The 19,436-nt window shown below is 67.3% G+C and carries 14 protein-coding genes; 5 read left to right on the plus strand and 9 right to left on the minus strand.

Annotation, left to right across the window (positions count from 1 at the left end):
• Positions 1-124 precede the first annotated feature (124 nt).
• Complete coding sequence (locus tag HPY83_02825; protein NPV06881.1) at positions 125-2,497, plus strand: hypothetical protein; 2,373 nt, start codon at positions 125-127, stop codon at positions 2,495-2,497.
• Positions 2,498-2,566: 69 nt separating this feature from the next.
• Here HPY83_02825 and HPY83_02830 read toward each other — a convergent pair whose 3' ends face one another.
• Together HPY83_02830 and HPY83_02835 are read right to left on the minus strand one after the other, a co-directional pair.
• Positions 2,567-3,994 carry a thioredoxin domain-containing protein gene (locus tag HPY83_02830; protein NPV06882.1) on the minus strand — a complete coding sequence of 476 codons (1,428 nt, stop codon included), beginning with the start codon at positions 3,992-3,994 and terminating at the stop codon, positions 2,567-2,569.
• A gap of 124 nt (positions 3,995-4,118) precedes the next feature.
• Entirely contained in the window at positions 4,119-5,114 is a 996-nt protein-coding gene (locus HPY83_02835) for an ABC transporter ATP-binding protein (GenBank protein ID NPV06883.1), read from the minus strand.
• Between the two features lie 628 nt (positions 5,115-5,742).
• Between HPY83_02835 and HPY83_02840 the strand changes: the two genes are divergently transcribed.
• The 3 genes from HPY83_02840 to dnaA all read left to right on the plus strand — a co-directional run bounded on the left by HPY83_02840 (position 5,743) and on the right by dnaA (position 9,676).
• The gene (locus HPY83_02840) at positions 5,743-6,513 is read left to right on the plus strand and encodes a sugar phosphate isomerase/epimerase (protein NPV06884.1); all 771 of its coding nucleotides are present in this window, start codon (positions 5,743-5,745) and stop codon (positions 6,511-6,513) included.
• A gap of 211 nt (positions 6,514-6,724) precedes the next feature.
• On the plus strand, positions 6,725-8,041 hold the full coding sequence (locus HPY83_02845) for a coproporphyrinogen III oxidase family protein (protein NPV06885.1): 1,317 nt from the start codon (positions 6,725-6,727) through the stop codon (positions 8,039-8,041).
• Between the two features lie 276 nt (positions 8,042-8,317).
• A complete protein-coding gene (dnaA, locus tag HPY83_02850) occupies positions 8,318-9,676 on the plus strand; it encodes a chromosomal replication initiator protein DnaA (protein ID NPV06886.1) in 1,359 nt (452 codons plus the stop codon).
• Between the two features lie 213 nt (positions 9,677-9,889).
• On the opposite strand, the gene HPY83_02855 is transcribed toward dnaA, so the two are convergent.
• From HPY83_02855 to HPY83_02875, 5 genes are all read right to left on the minus strand, one after another.
• Complete coding sequence (locus HPY83_02855; protein ID NPV06887.1) at positions 9,890-10,561, minus strand: L-2-amino-thiazoline-4-carboxylic acid hydrolase; 672 nt, start codon at positions 10,559-10,561, stop codon at positions 9,890-9,892.
• 44 nt (positions 10,562-10,605) lie between these two features.
• Positions 10,606-11,211: a pentapeptide repeat-containing protein gene (locus tag HPY83_02860; GenBank protein NPV06888.1), complete on the minus strand. Its 606-nt coding sequence runs from the start codon at positions 11,209-11,211 to the stop codon at positions 10,606-10,608.
• 9 nt (positions 11,212-11,220) lie between these two features.
• Positions 11,221-11,721: a pentapeptide repeat-containing protein gene (locus HPY83_02865; GenBank protein ID NPV06889.1), complete on the minus strand. Its 501-nt coding sequence runs from the start codon at positions 11,719-11,721 to the stop codon at positions 11,221-11,223.
• A gap of 712 nt (positions 11,722-12,433) precedes the next feature.
• Complete coding sequence (locus HPY83_02870; protein NPV06890.1) at positions 12,434-12,838, minus strand: DUF2089 domain-containing protein; 405 nt, start codon at positions 12,836-12,838, stop codon at positions 12,434-12,436.
• A gap of 218 nt (positions 12,839-13,056) precedes the next feature.
• Positions 13,057-15,162, minus strand: coding sequence for a xylan esterase (locus HPY83_02875; GenBank protein NPV06891.1), 2,106 nt, complete (start codon positions 15,160-15,162; stop codon positions 13,057-13,059).
• Between the two features lie 212 nt (positions 15,163-15,374).
• On the opposite strand from HPY83_02875, the gene HPY83_02880 reads away from it, so the two are divergent.
• Positions 15,375-16,046 carry an MBL fold metallo-hydrolase gene (locus HPY83_02880; protein NPV06892.1) on the plus strand — a complete coding sequence of 224 codons (672 nt, stop codon included), beginning with the start codon at positions 15,375-15,377 and terminating at the stop codon, positions 16,044-16,046.
• 130 nt (positions 16,047-16,176) lie between these two features.
• On the opposite strand, the gene HPY83_02885 is transcribed toward HPY83_02880, so the two are convergent.
• Both HPY83_02885 and HPY83_02890 read right to left on the minus strand, forming a co-directional pair.
• Complete coding sequence (locus HPY83_02885; protein ID NPV06893.1) at positions 16,177-18,099, minus strand: glycoside hydrolase family 127 protein; 1,923 nt, start codon at positions 18,097-18,099, stop codon at positions 16,177-16,179.
• Between the two features lie 226 nt (positions 18,100-18,325).
• Positions 18,326-19,357, minus strand: coding sequence for a hypothetical protein (locus HPY83_02890; protein NPV06894.1), 1,032 nt, complete (start codon positions 19,355-19,357; stop codon positions 18,326-18,328).
• Positions 19,358-19,436: the final 79 nt, after the last annotated feature.

The raw sequence follows: 19,436 nt of genomic DNA on the forward strand, positions 1-19,436 counted from the left end.
TTTACGGTAGAGGGACTACCCATCTCCCCCACGGTTGCTCCACACTTATGTCGAGGCGCCCCAGGGTCCGGTCAGCCCACCAACTTCAGTGACCGGATCCGACCCCAGGGGCGCGGGGGGAACAGTGTTCGCCAACCGAAGACCGTGCCGGGGTATTGTCCCGACGGCATTGGCTGTCGTTCTGCTGCTAAGCCTGGTGCTGCAGAGCATGGCATCGGCCCAGTCTCCGTCCGGGCCCATGGCCTTTGGGTCTCGTCTCGACGCCGACGTCGTCGCCATGTTGCCTTACCAGATCGAGGGCGACATGTGGGGGGTCATGTACCACGGGGACCTAAGTAAGGTGGAGAGGCCACTCTCGATCGTGCCCGCCTACACTCGCATGTTCATGACTCCCACCCTGGATGGGGTAGAGGAGGCCCTGTCCCGGCTCAGCATCGAGGTGGCCTACCTGGGGTACGACCTGGAGCGCTGGGATCAGACTCCCATCTGGGAGCAGGAGAACCCGGTGGAAGCGGTGAGGCGTATGCGGGACATCGCTCGCGCTCACGGGCTGCAGTTCGTGCTGGGGCCGTCGCGCTACTTCAACGTGAACTTCGCCGCGGAAATGGCGCCCTACGTGGACATCTACATCCCCCAGGCCAAGGCCTACCAGGCCAACCTGAGCCTGGACGAGTATCGCGACACCCTACGCAGCCTATTCACCACCATCAAGCAGGCCAATCCCAACGTGAGCATCTGGCTGGACGTGGCCCCCAACCCCAAGGGCGTGCCCAAGACGGCGCAGGAGATGATGGACTGCGTCAATGCCGTGCGCGACCTCATTGATGGCGTCTGGGTCACCCCCACGCAGGACGATGGTACCGTCATGCGGGAGTTTCTGAGGCTGCTGGGGCGCACCGATGCCCCAGAGTCCACGCCTACGAACACGCCCACGCGTCAGCTCACGGCGACCTCGACTCCGACGCACCAACCAACAGCTACTCCCACCAGTACTCCTACGCGTCAGCCCACGGCCACTCCCACCGCCACCACGCGGCCCGCCTACACTCCTACCGCCACCTATGCGCCCACATCCATGCCCACTGCGACGCCGTACGTCCCCCCGACCAGCGCGGTGACTCCTATCCCGACGTCCACGCCCACCGCCTCCGCGACGCCGGCCACTCCTGAACCCACCTCCACGGCTACTGCCACCCCGCTGCCCCCGCCGGCCTCGGCGCCGGAGGTCCTGCCCGACCTCAGAGGGGGGAGAGTTAGGGTCAAGCCCCTATCGCTGGAGCCGGAGGGCTGGAACTGCGACGTGAGCGTATCCATCAGGAACCAGATCCCGGCCGCGGCTCAGGACTTCGTGGCCGCCGCGAGCATAGCGGCCGAGGACCGGCCGGACACCGTCCTGTTCCAAGCCCTCTGGAGCGTGGACTACCTCGGGTCTCGAGAGACGATCGTCCTCTCCCAGTCGGTGGTGATCCCGGCGGGCCAGTACGTCATCTGGCTGGACCCCAACATCGGCGGCCCCAACGGTGAACCCATCGCCGAGGCCGACACGAGCAACAACCGGAGCGGCCCCTACTCTTTCACTCTGACAGGGACCTATCGCGGCAATGGGAACGGTTCCTCGGCTCAGCAGAAGGCCGAGTCCGGCGCTACCGAACCCGCTGGCCCGCCACCGCTCAGCCCCAGTCCGGCGCCGTCCACACCTCTTCCCGCGGCCGGGACAGAGGCGGCGCCTTCTGCTCCATCGTCGGAGGCGGGAGCGGCACCTGACGCCACCCCGACCACGCCACCGGCTACCGTGGCGCCCGAGGTGCCGGTGGAGGCCACGGCCACCGCGCCGACGCCGCCCCCAGCAGTGCCGACCCCAACCCTGGAGGCTACCAAGCCGGTGGCTCCCCCTGCCGAGCCGACGAGACCCCCGGCCACGAAGGAAAGACCCACCGCTCCGGCCACGGTCGCGCCCATTGTGGCCCCCACGGCCACACCCGTCCCCACTGCTACCGCGGTGCCCCTGCCCGAGCCGACTGACACACCCATACCTGAGCCCACCGCCGAGCCGACGGCCACGCCGGTGCCGGAGGCCACCACAGCCTCATACTACGTGGACGCCAGAAGCGGGAACGACGGGAATTCGGGCGCCAGCCCCGACCAGCCGTGGCGTAGTTTGGCCCGGTTGGCAGCTGTCCAGTTGCAGCCGGGCGACGTGGTCCACTTCGCTCGCGGCTCGCGCTGGGACGAGGGGCTGGTGATAGACGAGGCTGGCTCGCCCGAGCGGCCCATCGTCTTCAGGGCCTACGGCGAGGGCAGGCCACCGGTGTTCCGCAGCCCGGGCCCACCCTCGTTCGCCCCCTCTATCGAGGTCCGTGCTCCCTGGGTTACTTTAGAGGGCCTCCTGGCCCGGGAAGGTCCCCACAACGCGGGCATCAGCATCGCCAGTGGGTTGGAGGGCGTCTCGCTGGTGGACTGCCAGGTGGTAGGAGGGCCAGAGGACGGAGCCGACTGACACCCGCCAGGCACAACTCGGGGGGCACGCCAACGCGTGCCCCCGCCGTCTGCAGTGGGTGCTCCGGCCCTATCTGCTACCAGCCTCGGTCAGCATCTGCTGTAGAGCCGTCCGGAAGTCATCGAGGGGCAGGGATCCGCGTAGGATCCGTCCCTGCCCGCCGTAGAGGACGATGAAAGCGGGAGTGCTGCTCACCACGCCCTGGCCGTCCTGCATGTCGCTGAGGACGGGCTCGAGAGATCCGCGGCTGTCCAGACACTCGCGGAATTGGTCCTGGCTCAGGCCTAACTCTTGGGCCAGGGCCACCAGTGTCGCGTCGGGGCTTTGCTGTGTCCAGCGGTCTACGGTGCGGAAGAGGAGTTCGTACATCTCCCAGAACCGTCCCTGAGCGGCGGCGCACTCGGCAGCGGCGGCCGCCACCGGAGCCTGGGGATTCGTCTGCGCCGGCATGTGCTTGAACACCCACATCACTCGACCTGTGTCCACGAACTCCTCATCCAGGGCCGGCTGTACCTCCAGGGAGTGTTGGCGGCAGGGCAGGCACTGGAAGTCGGTGAACTCCACCACCACCAAGGCCGCCTCAGGGTCACCCTTGTACTGGTCTCCTGCCAGGGTATAGCCGGGGCGCTCCGGGTCAGGAGCCAGGCCTTCGCTGCTGGCCCAGTAGGGCAACTGGGGCGCCTCTGCCTCCTCCGCCTCTGGCTGAGGTGGGGCCTCTCCCGCCAACAGGGCCTCTATCCAGGCAGTGAAGGTATCCAGGGACTCGGCGCCCACCAGGATGTAGTCCTCGCCGGTCTCGTTCTGGACGAACTGGAAGCTGGGCGTGCTCCCGATCCCCAGGGCCTGACCGGCGGCCAGGCTGGCCTGGATGGAGGCATTGCTGCGGCCCGAGGTTATGCATCGGGTGTAGACCTCGCCGTCGGCGCCTACCTCCGTGGCTAGGTCCGCGAAGTAGCCGGTGGGGTCGGGCAGGGAAGCCCACTGGTTCTGGCGGAGGAAGAGCTCCTCGTGCATCTGCCAGAACAAGGCCGGGCCCTGCTCCGCCACGCAGAGGGCCGCCGAGGAGGCGTTGGTGGCGTTCGGGTGCAGGGAGGGCAGGGGGAAGTCGCGGAAGATGAAGTTCACCTGCCCGCCGGGGCCGTACGTCTCCACCAGGGCGGGGAAGGTCTGGACGGAGTGGCGGGCGCAGAAGGGGCACTGATAGTCGCTGAACTCGATCAGGGTGACGGGTGCGTCGGGGTCCCCCAGGAGGGGGAAGCCTTCCTGGGTGAGGCTAGTCTCGACTCCGTGGAACAGGCCCGACTGGGCCGAGATGGGCGAAGCCTGGGTGGAAGTCGAAAGAGCGGTCGGGCTCGCCAGGGCGGCGGTGGGGCTGGCGGCTGGCTCCTGGGTGGGCGGGGTTGCTTCCTCACCGGAGCAGCCCGACGCCAGGACGGCGATGGTCAGCAACACCGCGACGGCAATCCGGCTCCCGATTGAGACACGCAATGACTGCACGGACATTCTCCTTACAACTCACTCTCAGTTGACTGCACGGTCGGCGCACAGGCCCAGGGACTGGGAGTCCCGCGTGCGCCGAGGCGAACGCGGCTGGCCTGAAGGCGGCATCTCGCTCTGGCACCTAGTCCCTACCCACGGTGGCGTACACGTGGTAAGCGCGGCTGTAGCTCACGATGGCGTCCAGGCAGGAGGCGGCCGTGATGAAGGCCGCTGCCACCTGGGCCATGTAGCCGATGATCTTGGCGAAGTCCCCCGGGGTCATGCCCAGGCGCTGCCGCATGGCCAGGGCCAGGAACACCACCAGGAACTGGCTGCCCACCAGGATCGCCTCGCGAGCGTACAGATAGAACTGGCTCTTGGTGATTAGGCTGACGTAGATGCCCCGGCGGGTGCTCATGGCCTCCTGGAACTTGTCCCGAGCGGTGAGGTTGTCCTTGTCGCTGATGGTCTTGATGCCCGCGCCCGAGACTCGGCTGATGACGGAGTATTGCGAATCCAGGAGCACCCGCAGTCTGCGGTTGAAGAGCACCGTCATGACCGTAGGGATGGTCAAGCTGATCATGTAGACCAGCCCCAACAGCCGATTGTACGCTAGCAAGCTGCCAGAGACGATCACGATCTTTATGATAACCGGTGTGAAGCTCCCCAGCACGTGGTAGGTGGCGTTGGTGATGCCGCTGACGGCGTTGGCCGCCCGGGTGTAGGCCGCCGCGGCCGACTCGGTGTCCCCGTATTCGCCCCGGTCTGACACTTTGAGCACCAGCTCGACCATCTTGCGGAAATCGGTCTCGTAGAACAGCTTGTGCCGCAGCACCACGTTGGCCCGCGCCAGGGCGGGGTAGAAGAGGCTGGAGCCCAGCAGCAGCCAGATGACGTCTCCCGGGTCGCCCTCGGTGAGTCGGTCAATGAACTGGCCCAGCAAGCTGACGGGCCACAGGGCGGCGAACTCCTGGAACACCGTCACTACGAGGATGGCGAGGCTGAAGTAGCGGTACTCCCAGATCAGGCGGGCCACGTCGGCGACGAACTGCCAGCCGGGGTTGACGGCCAGTTCGTCCTCCAGGAGCCGTCTGAGCCGAGCCGGCTGCAGGTTCAGGCGGGCATAGCCTCGGGCCAAAGCGCCTCCCCCACCGCCAGGAGATAGGGCCGCGTCGCCGGGCCCGGCGACGGCAGGGCGTGCCAGGATGCTAGCTTGCGGCGCCGGCGTGTCAAGTCTCTCGCCGGCCCTGTCTGGGTCGCCTGGCAAGGGCTATACTATCCTAGTAGGCATAGGCGTCCGCGGGGAGCTGGAGTGGGCCGGGAGCGGAGCCGGACGCGGGGAGAGGGATAGCGATCGGGCGGCACATACGCCGTCTGCTCACCGATGGGCTGGTGGCGCCCGCAGGCCAGATGGTGGCCGAGTTGTGGCCCGAGGGCGGGGACACCGGCTGCCTTACCATCTCCCCCCTGGGATAAGGGGGAGCTCTGGCGGCGGTGCTGCACCTGGCGTTCGAGATACGAGCGTAACCGCAGCGGGGATTCACCGCCGAGATCGCCGAGACCGCAGAGAGAAGCGGAGGAAATGAGATCCGATGTCGTCGCCGCGGTCGCAATGAGCTACGGGGAAGAGGTGGGTCGGACGGCTGCTCCCGGCCCTGACGCGCCTCAGCAGTGCTTCAGTCGCCTGCCATGTCGTTCTTAGCTCTCTGACTTCTCGACGACCTCTGCGGTCAACCCCCTCTTCTCGCGTCTATACGGAGGCAGCTATGACTCAGTTTGGCTTTCGCACTGCCGGTTTCCGCCGGCCTACCCTGGAGGAGGCGCTGGACGCCATCGCCGGCGCCGGCTACGACGCCGTGGAGCTCTGCCTGGAGTACCACGGGCTGGTGGAGCTGGCCCCTGGGGAGTTGCGGGGCGTTCTGGACGACGTGGCGGGGCGCGGACTGGCGCTCTCTTCGCTCAGCTATCATGGGGACGGCGAGCCGCCGAACGAGCGCTGGGCTAACATGGCACACAGCCTGGAATTGGCGGCCGCGTGCGAGGTGCCCATACTGGTGATCAACGGCGACCGCCCCGGTGACGAGGCCACCGCGAACCGGAGTGAGGACTTCATCCGGCGGGCAGGCCCTCTCGCGTCTCGGGCGCAGGAAGCGGGTGTCCTGCTGGCTGTGGAGCCTGAGCCGCTCCTGTCGGTGGCCAACACGGTAGACATGGAACTGGTGCTGTCCGAGTTGCCGTCGCCGCCCATGGCGGTCAACCTTGACGTGGGCCACGCCTTCCTCACCGACGATCTGACGGACACCTTCGAACGGCTCGGCCCGCACATTGCTCACCTGCACGTGGAGGACATGCGCGCCGGCGTCCACCGTCACCTGCTGCCGGGGGACGGCGACATAGACTTCGGGCTGGTGCGGTCGCTCGTGGAGAGAGTGGGATTCGCCGGTCCTTGGGTGGTGGACTTGTTCAGCTCCGACGCCGACCCCATCCACTACTGCCGCGAAGCCCTGCGGCGAGTGCGGCAGGTAGTAGGAGACTAGTGGCAGGGACTCACCGCAAAGATCGCAGAGACCGCAGAGGATTGGCAAAGGCGAAGGGAAGAGGGATGCAAGTCGCCGGGGGGATGGGAGGGCAGTGGCTCAGGTGCCCTTGCGCTGGCGGGCTGCGCTCTCTGATGCTCCCTGTACTCTCTCTGCGTCTTCTCTGCGTTCTCGGCCATCTCTGCGGTGATATCCCTCCAGGGTGATGCTGATGGACTGCTGTGTCGGCCTGTACGTCCATATCCCCTTCTGCCGGCGGAAGTGCTCCTACTGCGACTTCGTCTCCGTGCCCGGGCACGAGGAGCTCTGGCGACCATACCTCGAGGTCCTGCTGGAAGAGATCGCCGCCCTGCCTCCCCGATGGCCGCGCACCCTCTACCTGGGCGGGGGCACCCCCACCCTCTGGCCCGCCGCACACCTGGCCTCTCTGATCGCCGCTGCCCACGCCGTCGGGTTGCCGGGGGACGCCGAGGTCACGGTGGAGGCCAACCCGGGGACGGTAGACGCGGCCAAGCTGGCCGCCCTCCGCGCCGCCGGCTGCAACCGGCTCAGCCTGGGGGTGCAGAGCACGTTCGAGGAGGAGCTACGGCTCTTGGGCCGGGTGCACACCTTCGCCCAGGCGCAGGAGGCGGTGCGACTGGCTCGGGCTGCCGGATTCGACAACCTCAGCCTGGACCTGATCTACGGGCTGCCGGGCCAGCGGCTGGCCCGGTGGGAAGCCGACCTGGACCGAGCTCTGGAGCTGGGAAGCGAGCACCTCTCCCTCTACTGCCTGTCCCTGGAGCCCGGCACTCTCCTGGAGGCAGCGGTTCGCTGCGGAGACCTGCCCTGCCCCGATGCCGACTTGGCGGCGGACATGTACCTGGCCTCGGAGGATCGCCTAGCGCGGGCCGGCTACGGACACTACGAGATCTCCAATTGGGCCCGGCCGGCGAGAGAACCTAACCCCCCGGCCTCCTTCGCTGGAGGGGAAGGGAGAGCCAGACCGCCTCTTGCTTCCCACAATGGGGGCCAGGGAAGAGATCGCCTCAGAGGAGACCAGACCACCCTTCGGCTGAGCGGAAAGGAGCCGGTCCCCTCGTCTTCCGAGTGTGGAGGGGAGGCCGGGGAGGAGGGTTCTCCACTTCTCTTGACCTGCAAGCACAACTTGATATACTGGCGGAACGAGCCCTATGTGGGTCTGGGCGCGGGCGCTCATTCCTTCCTCGATGGTCGCCGCTTCGCGCGTGTGGATAGCCCCGAGGCCTACGTGGCTGCTACTCCTGAGGGCCGTGTGGTCTTTTCCGAAGGCGTGGATCGGTCGCTGGAGATGGCTGAGACGGCCATTCTCGGGCTCAGGTTGGTGGCCGGGCTGGAGAGAGCGCGGTTCCGGTCTCGCTTCGGTGAGGATCCGGTGGAGAGCTACCGGGAGCCCATCCGTTGGGCGACGGACCGGGGCCTGCTGGTGTACGATCAGTGCAGCGTCCGCCTGACCAGGCGTGGACGTCTCTTGAGCAACGAGGTCTTCGAGCGCTTTCTACCCGACTGATCGCCCTGTGGCTCCGCTTCTAGGCGGGCAGGAGCCGCAGCAAGGCGGGTGATGGGTTTGCCTCAGCTGCATCTTCGCCACGCCCTCCGCTCTTACGGGGCTGAGGCATATCGGCGTCCGTGTCTGTCGTGCCCTGGCGCCCGGCCGATATCGGTGGCGTCCGGAGCTCAAACGGTGCCGTCTTCGTGGCTTCAGTGCGGACATGCTCTTGATCTGGGCAGATGTTAGTTGTAGGGCCTGGGCTTCGCAGCCGGCCCCTCTACCGGGGGAACCACAATGGACGCTGAGCGACTCTGGCAGACGGCTCAAGGTGAACTGCAGGTGCAGATGACCCGGGCCATGTACGACACCTGGCTGCGGAACACCGAGGCGGTCTCGATGGAGGAGGGCGTCCTCACGGTGGCCGTGCGCAACTCCTTCGTCAAGGACTGGCTGGAGAACCGCCTCATAGGCACAGTGCAGCGAACGGTGAGCAGCATCGCCGGCGAGCCCATAGACCTGCACTTCGTAGTGGCGGCGGCCGCTTCCTCCAGCGACGAACCCGAGCCGGCCGTCCTCAATTCCTCCAGCGAGGAACTACGGGCCAATGGGGGCAGAGAGCGTCCGGTGCGGACGTCAAACATGCTCAATCCCCGCTATCGGTTCGAGACCTTCATCGTGGGACCCGGCAATCGTATGGCCCACGCTGCCACCCAGGCGGTGGCCGACAACCCTGCCACCGCCTACAACCCTCTATTCATCTACGGGGGGGTGGGGCTGGGCAAGACCCACCTCCTGCACGCGGCCGGGCACGTGCCTCTGGAGAAGGGGTACAACGTCCTCTACGTCTCCTCCGAGGAGTTCACCAACGATCTCATCAACTCCATCCGCAGCCACACCACGGAACAGTTCCGGGGCAAGTACCGCAACATAGACGTGCTGCTGATTGACGACATCCAGTTCATAGCCGGCAAGGAGCAGACGCAGGAGGAGTTCTTCCACACCTTCAACACCCTCCATGCTGCCAACAAGCAGATCATCATCTCCAGCGACCGACCCTCGAAAGCCATTCCCACGCTGGAGGAGCGGCTGCGCTCCCGGTTCGAGTGGGGCCTAACGGTGGACATCCAGCCGCCCGACCTGGAGACGCGCACGGCCATTCTCCGGTCCAAGGCCGAGTATCAGCCCATCGCCGTCCCCGACGAGGTGCTGGACCTGATCGCCAACAAGGTGCAGAGCAACATCCGCGAGCTGGAGGGGGCGCTGAACAAGGTGGTGGCCCACGCCACCCTCACCCGCACCGCGCTCACCCTGGCTATGGCGGAGCAGGTGCTGGCGGAGATGTTCGGCCAGCCGGTGGCGGTGGACATCCCCGAGATCGTGGAGGCAGTGTGCCGGCACTTCCGGGTGACCAGCCAGGCCATCTACGGTCGCAGCCGGCGGGCGGACATCGCCCTGCCCCGCCAGATCGTCATGTACCTGGCCCGTACGGAGACTAACGCGTCTCTACCCCAGATCGGGGAGGCCCTGGGGGGGCGGGACCACACCACGGTGCTTTACGCCTGCGACAAGATCTCCGACTTGGCGGAGCGGGACCCGGACTTGCGGCGGGACCTGATGGCGATTCGGGAGTTTCTATATCGGAAGGGAGGGTAGGGCTCTCCACCGAAGCGGGAGGGCGGGGCGCCTCCAGCCGCCCAACGCCCTGTCAGTCCGGCCGAAGTGCCGGAGAGGCGAATCCGGCACCCAGTCTCGCCCAGGCGGCCCCCACCATCTCGCCCAGACCTCACGCAAAGACGCCAAGGCGCAAAGGAGTACGGCAAGGGATCTTGGCCTCCTTGCGCCTTTGCGTGAGTATCCCTGCTCCAGTCACCCGGAGTCTCTCAGGAACGGCGGAGGCCACCCACACGCAGTGCCCTCTCCCCGGCGGTAGCGGAAGTCGCAGCGGTCGTGGCCCTGGGCCAGAGTCTTCGTCCGGGAGAAGCCCCAGCCCTCGGCCCGGTGGGTGACGAAGTCCAGGTAGCAGTAGAAGGGCAGGAACTCCTCCGCCCCGTGGGCGCGATACAGCTTCTGGGTGCCGCACTGGAGGAAGTCGTAACCGTACTCGGTGCGCCCGCCGTCCCCCTCGACGAACTCCCACACCCAGTCCCCCGGATACCGGCGCTGACGCGAGCGCGCTGCCTCCTCCCGCTTGGCCGCCACTTGTTCCTGCGTCAGGCCATCGAACGCCTGCCGAGGTAGGGTGGCGACGCGGGCGGCGACGGCGTGGTAGATCACCCAGCCGGCTTCCTCGGCTGAGTGCCCGGACCGGCGCATGGCCAGGTACAGGGCCAGGCTGGTGACGGAGCGCCGGAGGTGACGGGTCATGGGGTTGGCGTCGCCTCCGATGTCGGGGATGGTGGGAATGATGCGCTCCAACTCCTTCCGAGCCTCCCTCGCGATGCAGTCGGCGGCAGCCTGGCCGTGCCTCTGGACCAGGAGCGGTCGCCAGGCCTGGGCGTGGTCGTGGAACAGGGCCAGGACCTGGTCCCGGTCCGACAAGGTCCCCGGGGAAGCCGAGATCTCTTCGATGCGGTCCCTCCTCCCTAGTCCTCCCGACGCGCTGCCAGCAGCTCTCGTAGGCTCTCGGCGGTGAGGCTGGCGCCGGTCAGGTCCAGCCCACTGAGGTCGAGCCCCTGCAGGTCTGCTCCCTCTTCGAGTACGGCCCCGGTGAGGTCGGCGTTCTCCAGGTTGCTCCCTTGCAGGTTGACTCTGGGCAACACCGCTCCCGTCAGGTCGGCCTGGCGCAGGGTGGCTCCCTGCAGGTTGGCCTCCCGCAGGACGGCCCCGGTGAGGTCGGCCCGGCGGAGGTCGGCGTTCTGCAGGTTGGCCCGTCGCAGGACGGCTCCGGTGAGGTCGCTGCCGCGCAGGTCGGCACCCTGCAGGTTGGCGTCCTGCAGGTCGGCTCCCGTGAGGTCGGCGGCCTCCAGCCTGGCGCCCCGGAGTCGGGTGCCCCTCAGGTTGGCTCCGGCAGCGTTGTCCAGGACAGGCCGGGCGCGGGGCGGCCTGGGCGGGGGCTCCAGCCTACCCCGTCGCGAAGAGGGAGCAGCCGGTTGCCGGTGGGCGAGGGCCGCGAGGAGGCCGTCGGCCTCCTCGGCAGTGATGCGGCCTTCCTGCACCATTCTCAGTATCCGCATTCGCTCTTCGCTCATGCCTGCCTCTCAGTTAGCTTCGCGCCGCTGGCGCAGCGCGCGCACCTCCGCGGCGCTCAGGCGGGCGCCGGTCAGGTCGAGGTCCCGGAGATCCAGGCCGCTCAGATCGGCACCTTCTTCGAACACCGTGCCCATCAGAGACGAGTCCCTCAGGTCTGTCCCCTGGAGGTTGGCCTTGGGCAATACCGCCCCCATCAGGTCGGCATCGCGGAGGACCGCGCCCTGCAGATTGGCGCCGTCTAGGACTGCGCCCATCAGGTTGGCGTCCCGTAGGTCGGCGCCCTCCAGGTTGGCGTCCCGCAGAATGGCTCCCTTGAGATCGGCATCGCGCAGATCGGCGTCGTGCAGGTTGGCGCCGGTGAGGTTGGCTCCCTTGAGGTCGGCACCCTCGAGCCTCGCCCCCTCTAGGTTGGTGCCCTCCAACACTGCCCCGGCGAGGTTGCCGAATGAGGCCCCGTGCCTGTCCGCCCTCTCTGCCCTGGCGGCGTCCCTCTCCAGGCGCGCGGTCATCCGCTGCAGCTCGGCGTTCAGCCGGCGCACGGCCGCCTCGATCTGGGGCTGCACCTCTTTCATCGTCTGCTCGGTGGCGGCCCGCACCGAATCCACCAGCCGCTCCGCCTGAGCCGCTATCTGCTGCCTCTGGGTGGAGTCAACCATCTCATTGATCATCCGGCTCACTTCCTGGGCCAGCCTGTTCGCGTGCCCCTCGAACTCCTTCCAGTACTCGGAGTGGAAGCCGGCTCGCACAGCCTCGCCTACGCTCTCGCCCAGGTCCGCCAACTGCTCCTCCACCTCGCGCCAGGCCTCCTGGGTGCGCTTCCAGTCCTGACGCTGGCGCTCGGGCTCGGGCGCGCCGGGCATCTTCTCGGCGACGGGCTTTCCCTCGGCGGTCGGCGGCTCCGACGTCTCAGCTACTGGTTCCGGCGAAGGCTCGGGCGGCCGGGGCGGTTCCTCTACCACCGGCGGCTCGCCCAGGGCCTCCAGGAGGTCGTTGGCCTCCTCGGGGGTAAGCCTACCCTCCTGGAGCATTCTCAGTATCCGCAGCCGTTCCTCGCTCATGGCCATCCCTCCCGGATTGGCTACCTCTGACTCGGCCACCAATCTTGTCTCTTTCCTCCCCGGGCTCGACGCTCTCCGGTCTCCCACAAGGCGGTGCCACACTCCTCTTAGGGTCGAACTCCGCGCTCCGGGCATGCCACTGTTCATGATCGTGCCTCCTTGCTCAGCTGCGGTCGCGCTCTGAGGCCAGGGACGAGAGCAGGGTGGCCGCCTCCTTGGCCCCTATCTCCCCGGCCTCCAATTGGTCCAGCACTTCCCTTCGCCGAGCTGCCACTTCCTCGGGAGTGGGTGCTCCCTCCGCCTCGTCGAACCCCATCTCCTGGATTACCTCGCTGAGACGGGTACGCAGAGTCCAGTAGGACTCTCCCAGCTCCCGCTCCATCTCCTTGAGGTTGCCCCGGCGCCGGACGAAAAGCTCCACGAACCGGAGGCTCTCAGGCGAGAGGTTGCCCAGGGCGCAGGGCTCGTAGCGGGCCAGAATGACGGTCTCGCAGTCTCGACACTCCAACCTGGTCGCTTCCAGCCTGCCGCCACAATTGGGGCATCTGGTCAACATCGTGCGTGCCATCCCCTTCACCTCCGCACGTTTTGCGGCAGTCTACAACAGCTTTGGCAGGCTGTCAAGAGGGGGTGACGCAGGAACGGCTAGAACGAGGATCGAACGCAGATCGCGCGGATGCTACGCAGATCAACGCTGATCGGGAAAGGCGAATGTCCAACCCTCAGCGGAGGTTAGCGTAGTATCAGCAGCATCAGCGTTCTGTCGCTCTACGGCTCCGCCGCAGGTTAAGAGGGTAGGACCGGCTGGCCTGCCAGGGCTGGAGACTTCTGCCAGAGCTCGTGGGAGACCGTCTTGAGAGCGTCGGCCGCCCTTGCCTCGGCGTAGGCGCGGCGGGCTGCCTGCAGCTCCTCGGCGAGAGCCTCCCGGCTCAGACGGACGCCGTTTTGGTCCATCGCGTTCACCAGCGTCAGCGGGCGGGGTGCCAGGGAAGCCATCAGATCGGGCAGATCGTAGGCAGTCAGGGCACCGGGCACGAAGGTGGATGGGTCGGCGGCGTAGAAGCGGCTGGCTACCACCGAGCAGTAGGAGGCCAACGGCTCCACCAGGGTGACTGCAGCTATGCCGTCGTCAAAGGCGGCGGCATGCAGCAGGGCCGGGCAGAGGGTGCCCCGGGCCAGGCCGCTCACCCCTGGGCCGCTGACCTGGGGTTTGGCGGACAAGAATCGGCAGCAGCGGACGAGGTCGCCCGCCTGGATGCCCACCACGCTCCGGCCTATGAGTGCGGCGGCGAAGGCCTCCTGGTAGGTGAGGCGCCCCTCGGGGCCGGCCAGCTCGCCGTAGCCGAGGAGATCTGGCGCCAGGACCGCGTAGCCCTCGGCCACCAGCCGCTCCATCTCCTCTCCCGGGGCGGCATCAGCCTCCTTGCCCGCCGGGTTGAGGTACAACAGGCCGGGGAAGGGACCATCCCCATCGGGCACGAGCAGCAGCACCGGTAGGCGGTAGTCGCCTTCGCCCCGGATCAGGTAGCGCTCGATGCTGTACCCCTGGCGCCGGTAGCGCCCAGTGAAGACGGCGTCGGGCTGAGGTTCCGGCTCGACGTAGCCGGACAGCCGCCGGGCGGCCGTCACCGCGTCTCCCGTCCGAACGGCCGCCGCTGTCTCGGCTTCCTTGGCGTTCAGGCTGCAGACCGTCTCTCCGCCCAGGGAGGTGAGTGCCTGACCCGTGGCGGTGATCTGCAGCTCCTCGGCGGTAAGGTACTCCACCTCCTCCTCCGCTGGGTCGCCGGGCAGGTCTAGGTAGCGCTGGAAGAAGTCGTAGGTGGCCTCGCGGATGGTGGGAGTGTAGCCGTGGATGTCGTCGTCCTCGGCCAGCAGGAGATCGTCCTCGCGGCCCAGGGCGGCGAAGGCGCGGCGCACCTCGGCCACCGTCTCCCGCACCCCCTGGATGCTGAAGAAGTCGCGGGTGGTGGCCACGACCAGGGTGGGCTTGGGAGCGCGCGCGATGAGCAGGTCGGCGTGGTCCAGGCCCTGGGCGATGCCGCGGGGGAAGTTCTGCTCCGCGTCCTGGGGACCGATGGACTCCAGCAGGCGGCGGAAGCCGGTGATGTAGCAGGCGGGGGACGACGCCGCCACCCGGTCGTCGAAGGCACTCAGGTACGCCGTGGCCGTGCCCCCACCGGACAGGCCGGTGACGCCGAGGCGCTGCGGGTCCACCTCGTCGCGAGAGGCGAGGTAGTCGAGGGCCCGCATGCCGTCCCAGATCCAGTAGCGGGCCAGGCAGGAACCGGCCAGGAAGCACTGGTGGCCGACGTAGGAGTGCTCGGTGGTGGAGCCACCTATGCGCGAACGGCCGATGGCGGGATCGTAGTACTGCAGGCGCTCGCCCTGCCCGGGCGGGTCGAAGGTGAAGACGACGAAGCCCTTCTGCACCAGGTTGAGGATGAGCTGCTGGTAGTACCAGGCGCGGAAGGCGATGTCGGTGTGGCCGATAGGGTTGAGGATGGCCGGTGCCCGCCCCTTCAGGCTTTCGGGGACAAACAGGCAGCCGGTGAGGTAGAACTCCGGCCGCACTTCCAGGACCACCTTCTCCATGCGGTACCCTAGCTTGACCAGGGTGCCCACCGTGCGGGCGTTGAGGGGCGTTCGCTCGGGGAAGGGGCCGACCACTTCCTGCAGCCGGTCCCTCACGCTCTGTCGGTACTTGGCCCACTTCTCCGCCGTGTCCAGACAGGCGACTGTCTCCTTGCGCCGGCGGAGAAAGTCGAACGCCTGGCCGGCCAGGTGCCGATAGAGAGGGCTGGCCTGGCCCGAGTACATGAGCCATGAGGACAGCACCGACAGGTCTTCCGCGGGGGCGGGGTTGACGCTACGAGGGGATCTCACTGACGGCATCGTTTGGTCCCTCCGGCCTGTGCGGCTGTGTCTGCATCATACCACCGGCGCCGCTCGTATGGGAGAGGACATGGCCGGGAGCGCTCGTCAGCCCTTGTGGGCCTGCCGAGCCAGATCCGAGATGCGAATGGCGCGCTTCGCCAAGGGACTCAAGTAGGTCCCACCTTGAACTTGGTCTAGAATGGGGCCAATCGGGACCAGGGAGCGCAGGCGTGGACGTACGAACCATCACCGTTTCATTCATCCTCAACTTCTCGGTGAACTGCTACCTCGTCAGCGCTGGCGAGGGCTTCGTCCTGGTAGACACAGGGGTCTCCAACCGGCGCGCCTTTCTGGAGAGGGAGTTGGAGCGAGCCGGCTGCCATCCGAGGGACCTCAACCTCATCATCCTCACCCACGGCGACTTCGACCACTCGGGCAACGCCGCCTACCTCCGGGACCGGTTCCAGACGAAGGTGGCCATGCACCAGGGCGACCTCGGCTTCGTCGAACGCGGGGATATGTTCCACAACCGCAAGCAGCCCAACGCCATGGTAAAGGCCTTGATGGGCCTCTTCTCCCGCCTTGCGCCGGAGGACCGGTTCACCCCGGACGTCTACCTAGAAGACGGGGCAGACCTGTCCGAGTACGGACTGGACGCCCGCGTTATCAACGTCACCGGTCACTCGCGGGGCTCGCTGGTGATCCTGACGGGAGAGGGCGACCTGTTCTGCGGGGACCTGATCGGCAACACGCGCAGGCCGGAGCTCTGGAGCATCATGGACGATCGGGAGGCCGCTCGAGCCAGCGTGGAAAGGCTCAAGAGGCTGCCGGTGCGGGTCGTCTATCCAGGGCACGGGAAGCCGTTCTCGGGGGAGGAGTTGCGCCAGATCGGCGTGAGGTAGGCAGACGGACTGGTGCCGTAGGAGCTACGCAAGAACCACTGGCAGATCAGTGTCGGGCTTGCCTCGGCCCCTCGCGAGAACGGCTGAGGTCGCCTGCTCCTCTGTGAGGGTGTGCCGGGGCAAGCAGCCCTCATTCCCGCATCCACACCAGCATGTCCCCCGGCTCGCGGTTGGCCCAGGCGTAGTAGGGCACAGCCACCACCTCCACCGGCACCTCGGCCGGTGGCGCCGACCGGTACAGCCGGCCGTCCCATCCGGAACGGCCCCGGCGCGTGCCCTCGCCCCGGACGATCATGACCCCGCCCAGGAGGTCTGGCTCCCAATGCGCGCGGAGCTCCGAACTCCGCGGCAGGCGGATGTCCTCCAGGTTGGGGCCGTTGTCGACCTGCTCCAGGCAGTAGACCAGGGGGCCCCGCTGCAGGGCTACCCGTCCGGCATCGTCCCGCACCTCGGGATGGGCGTACACCCGCTCCACCGGCATGGGCAGCATCAACTCGACTACGTCGCCGGCCTTCCACTTCCGGCGCAGGTAGGCGTAGCCGTCTTGCGTCACCTCGTGCACCGGGATGGCCTCGCCGTTCACCGTCAGTTCGGGCTCCCGGCACCAGCCGGGCAGGCGCAGGGCCAGGGTGAATTCGGTCTCGCGTTCAGGCTCCACCGTCAGGCGGACTTGCTCCCGCCAGGGATAGCCCGTCTCCTGAGTGAGCGCCACCTGGTTCCCGGCCAGACTGACCGCGGCCCGGCCCCCGACGTAGAGGTGGACGTAGAGAGCGTCCTCGCCCAGGGAGTAGAGGTACTGGCCCAGGGAGGTGAGCATCCGGGCGATGTTGGGCGGACAACAGGCACAGGGGAACCACTCCTGTCGCTCCGGCGCTACGACCGACCGCCCGAACAGTTCTACCTCGTGCCGGTAGGCCTGGTAGTCCAGCGCCAGGGGGTTCACGTAGAAGAAACGATCCCCGGACAGGGAGATGCCGCTGAGGACGCCGTTGTACAGGGCCCGCTCCATGGCGTCGGCATACTCGCCCTTGGGCTCCACCTGCAGCAGGCGGTGGGCCCAGAACACCAGGCCGATGGCGGCGCAGGTCTCGGTGTAGGCGGAGTAGTTGGGCAGATGATAGTCCCAAGTGAAGCGCTCGCCTTCGCGGGCCGACCCGACGCCGCCGGTGAGGTACATGCGTCGCTGGGTGACATTGGCCCACAGCCGCTGCACCGCCTCCAGCAGGGACCGGTCGCCCGTCTCGGCGGCTACGTCGGTCATGCCGCTGTAGAGGTACATGGCCCGCACGGCATGGCCCTCGGCCGTCTCCTGTTCCCGCACCGGCAGGTGGGCCTGATTGTAGCGGTAGTCGCGCCCCTGCCAGGTGGCGGGGTCATCGCCGCGGGCCTGGGCCTCCAGCTCGTAATAGTGGGGCTGACGCCCGCGCTCGTCCACGAAGAAACGGGCCAGGTTCAGGTAGCGAAGCTCGCCTGTTTGCCGGTAGAGCTTCACCAGGGCCAGCTCGATCTCCTCGTGGCCCGGGTACCCTCGGCGCTGCCCCTCCTCGGGGCCGAACCGGGAGGCGATGTGGTCGGCATAGCGACAGAGGGCCTCGAGGAGGGTGTCCTTGCCGGTGGCCTGCTTGTGGGCCACGGCCGCTTCCATGAGGTGGCCAGCGCAGTAGAGCTCGTGCCAGTCGCGCAGGTTGGTCCAGCGCTTGTCCGGCTCCACGACGGTGAAGTGGACGTTAAGGTAGCCGTCGGGCTGCTGGGCGGAGACGATGAGCTCCACCACCTCATCCAGGGCCCGCTCCAGCTCCGGGTCGGGGTGGGTGGCCAGGCTGTAGGCGGCGGCTTCCACCCACTTGGCCACATCCGAGTCCCAGAACATGTGGGGCGGATTGGGCTGGCCGGGGCGCCACTCCAGGCGGAAGGCATCTATGCGGCCGGTAGCGCGGCAGTGCCGCAGTTCTACGGGCAGGGTGACGCGGCGGGTGATCTCCTGCCGCGGGGCCCAGAAGGTATCGGACAGGGCGACGCTGTGAAGGGGTACCGGTCGAAGGGGCGCGTTCATATGGCCTCCTGAGCGGTAGTGACCCCCATTGTGGCGGTTGGCGGCGGGGAGTCAACCGGAGAGGGATTCACTGCAGAGACCGCTGAGACCGCAGAGAGAAGATGAAGAGGCTGGGCGAAGGCCATCAGGTTCTCAGGCTAGCCACATTCCCGCCGACCGTCTTTCCCTGTCCCCTCCCTTCTGAGCGCTTTCTCCGCGGTCTCTGCGTTCTTTGCGGTGAGACCCTTCACGCCCGAATCGGATACCCGCCGTACTTCTCCACCGCCTCGGTGAATGCCACCACGTTCGTCGGGTCGAGATACCCTGCCAGGCTGTTGCCGCTGGTGATGATGTAGCCGCCTCCCGGGCCGACGTTGCGCATCAGCCAGCGGACCTCGTCCTCCACCTCCTGAGGAGTGCCCAGGCCGAGGATGTTCAGGTCCAGGTTGCCCAGCACGCAGATGCGATCCCCGTACCGCCGCTTCCCCTCCACGATGTCCATGGCTCCCTTCTCGTTGGGGTGCAGCCCGGCGATGCCCAGGCTGAGTAGGCCCTCCATGAAAGGCATCAGGTTCCCGTCGCTATGGATCACCCAGGGCAGACTGACCCTTCGTCCTACACGGCGAAACCGGGGCAGGACTAGGTCGTGGAACACCTGAGGGGAGAAGAAGGGGCCGCTCTTGAAGGCCATGTCATCCGTGGACACGAAGACGTCGAACCCCAGGCTGCACACTCTCTCGGCTACGGCTTCGGCCCAGTCCACGTACCGATCCAGCACCGCCTCCACGAACCCCAGGTCCTCGTAAAGGGAGACGCTGAAGGTCTCGGTGCCCATACCCAGCATGGTAGGGAAGATGCCCACTCGGGTGACGAACCAGCAGGAGTAGTCCTCCTTGCCGTCCACGAACCGCTTGGCTCCCTCGTAGAGCCGCTCGTCGGTGGGGTCGGGCAGTTGGATCATGTCCATGTCGGCCCGAGCGCGGATCATGCCCTCCCCATAGAACAGGCGCCCGTCCTGTCCGGGAAGCTTGCGGGCGTACACCGGAGCCCGGAGCACATAGTGGATGTTATCCAGCTTGAGGAAGGAGGCGATGGCCTTCTCCTCCTCCAGCGTGTAGGGGTTCTGCTCCAGGTCATCGCGCTGGCTGAGGGGTCCACCCCACTGCAGGAGTTGCTGCGCTAGGGCGCGGTCCACACCCAACTCACAATGCGGCACTCTGTCGGGCTGTTCCCGCCGCAGCGCGGCCGCCACTCTCTCTCGAGACGTCATGTCCGCCATGTGCTTCTCCTATCTTCAGGGAGTCCGACCGCTGGGACGCAGACGCGGAGAGGGGGAGACACGGAGACACGGAGAGGGG

This window comes from Anaerolineae bacterium, from assembly GCA_013178015.1.
Lineage (GTDB): Bacteria > Chloroflexota > Anaerolineae > DRVO01 > DRVO01 > Ch71.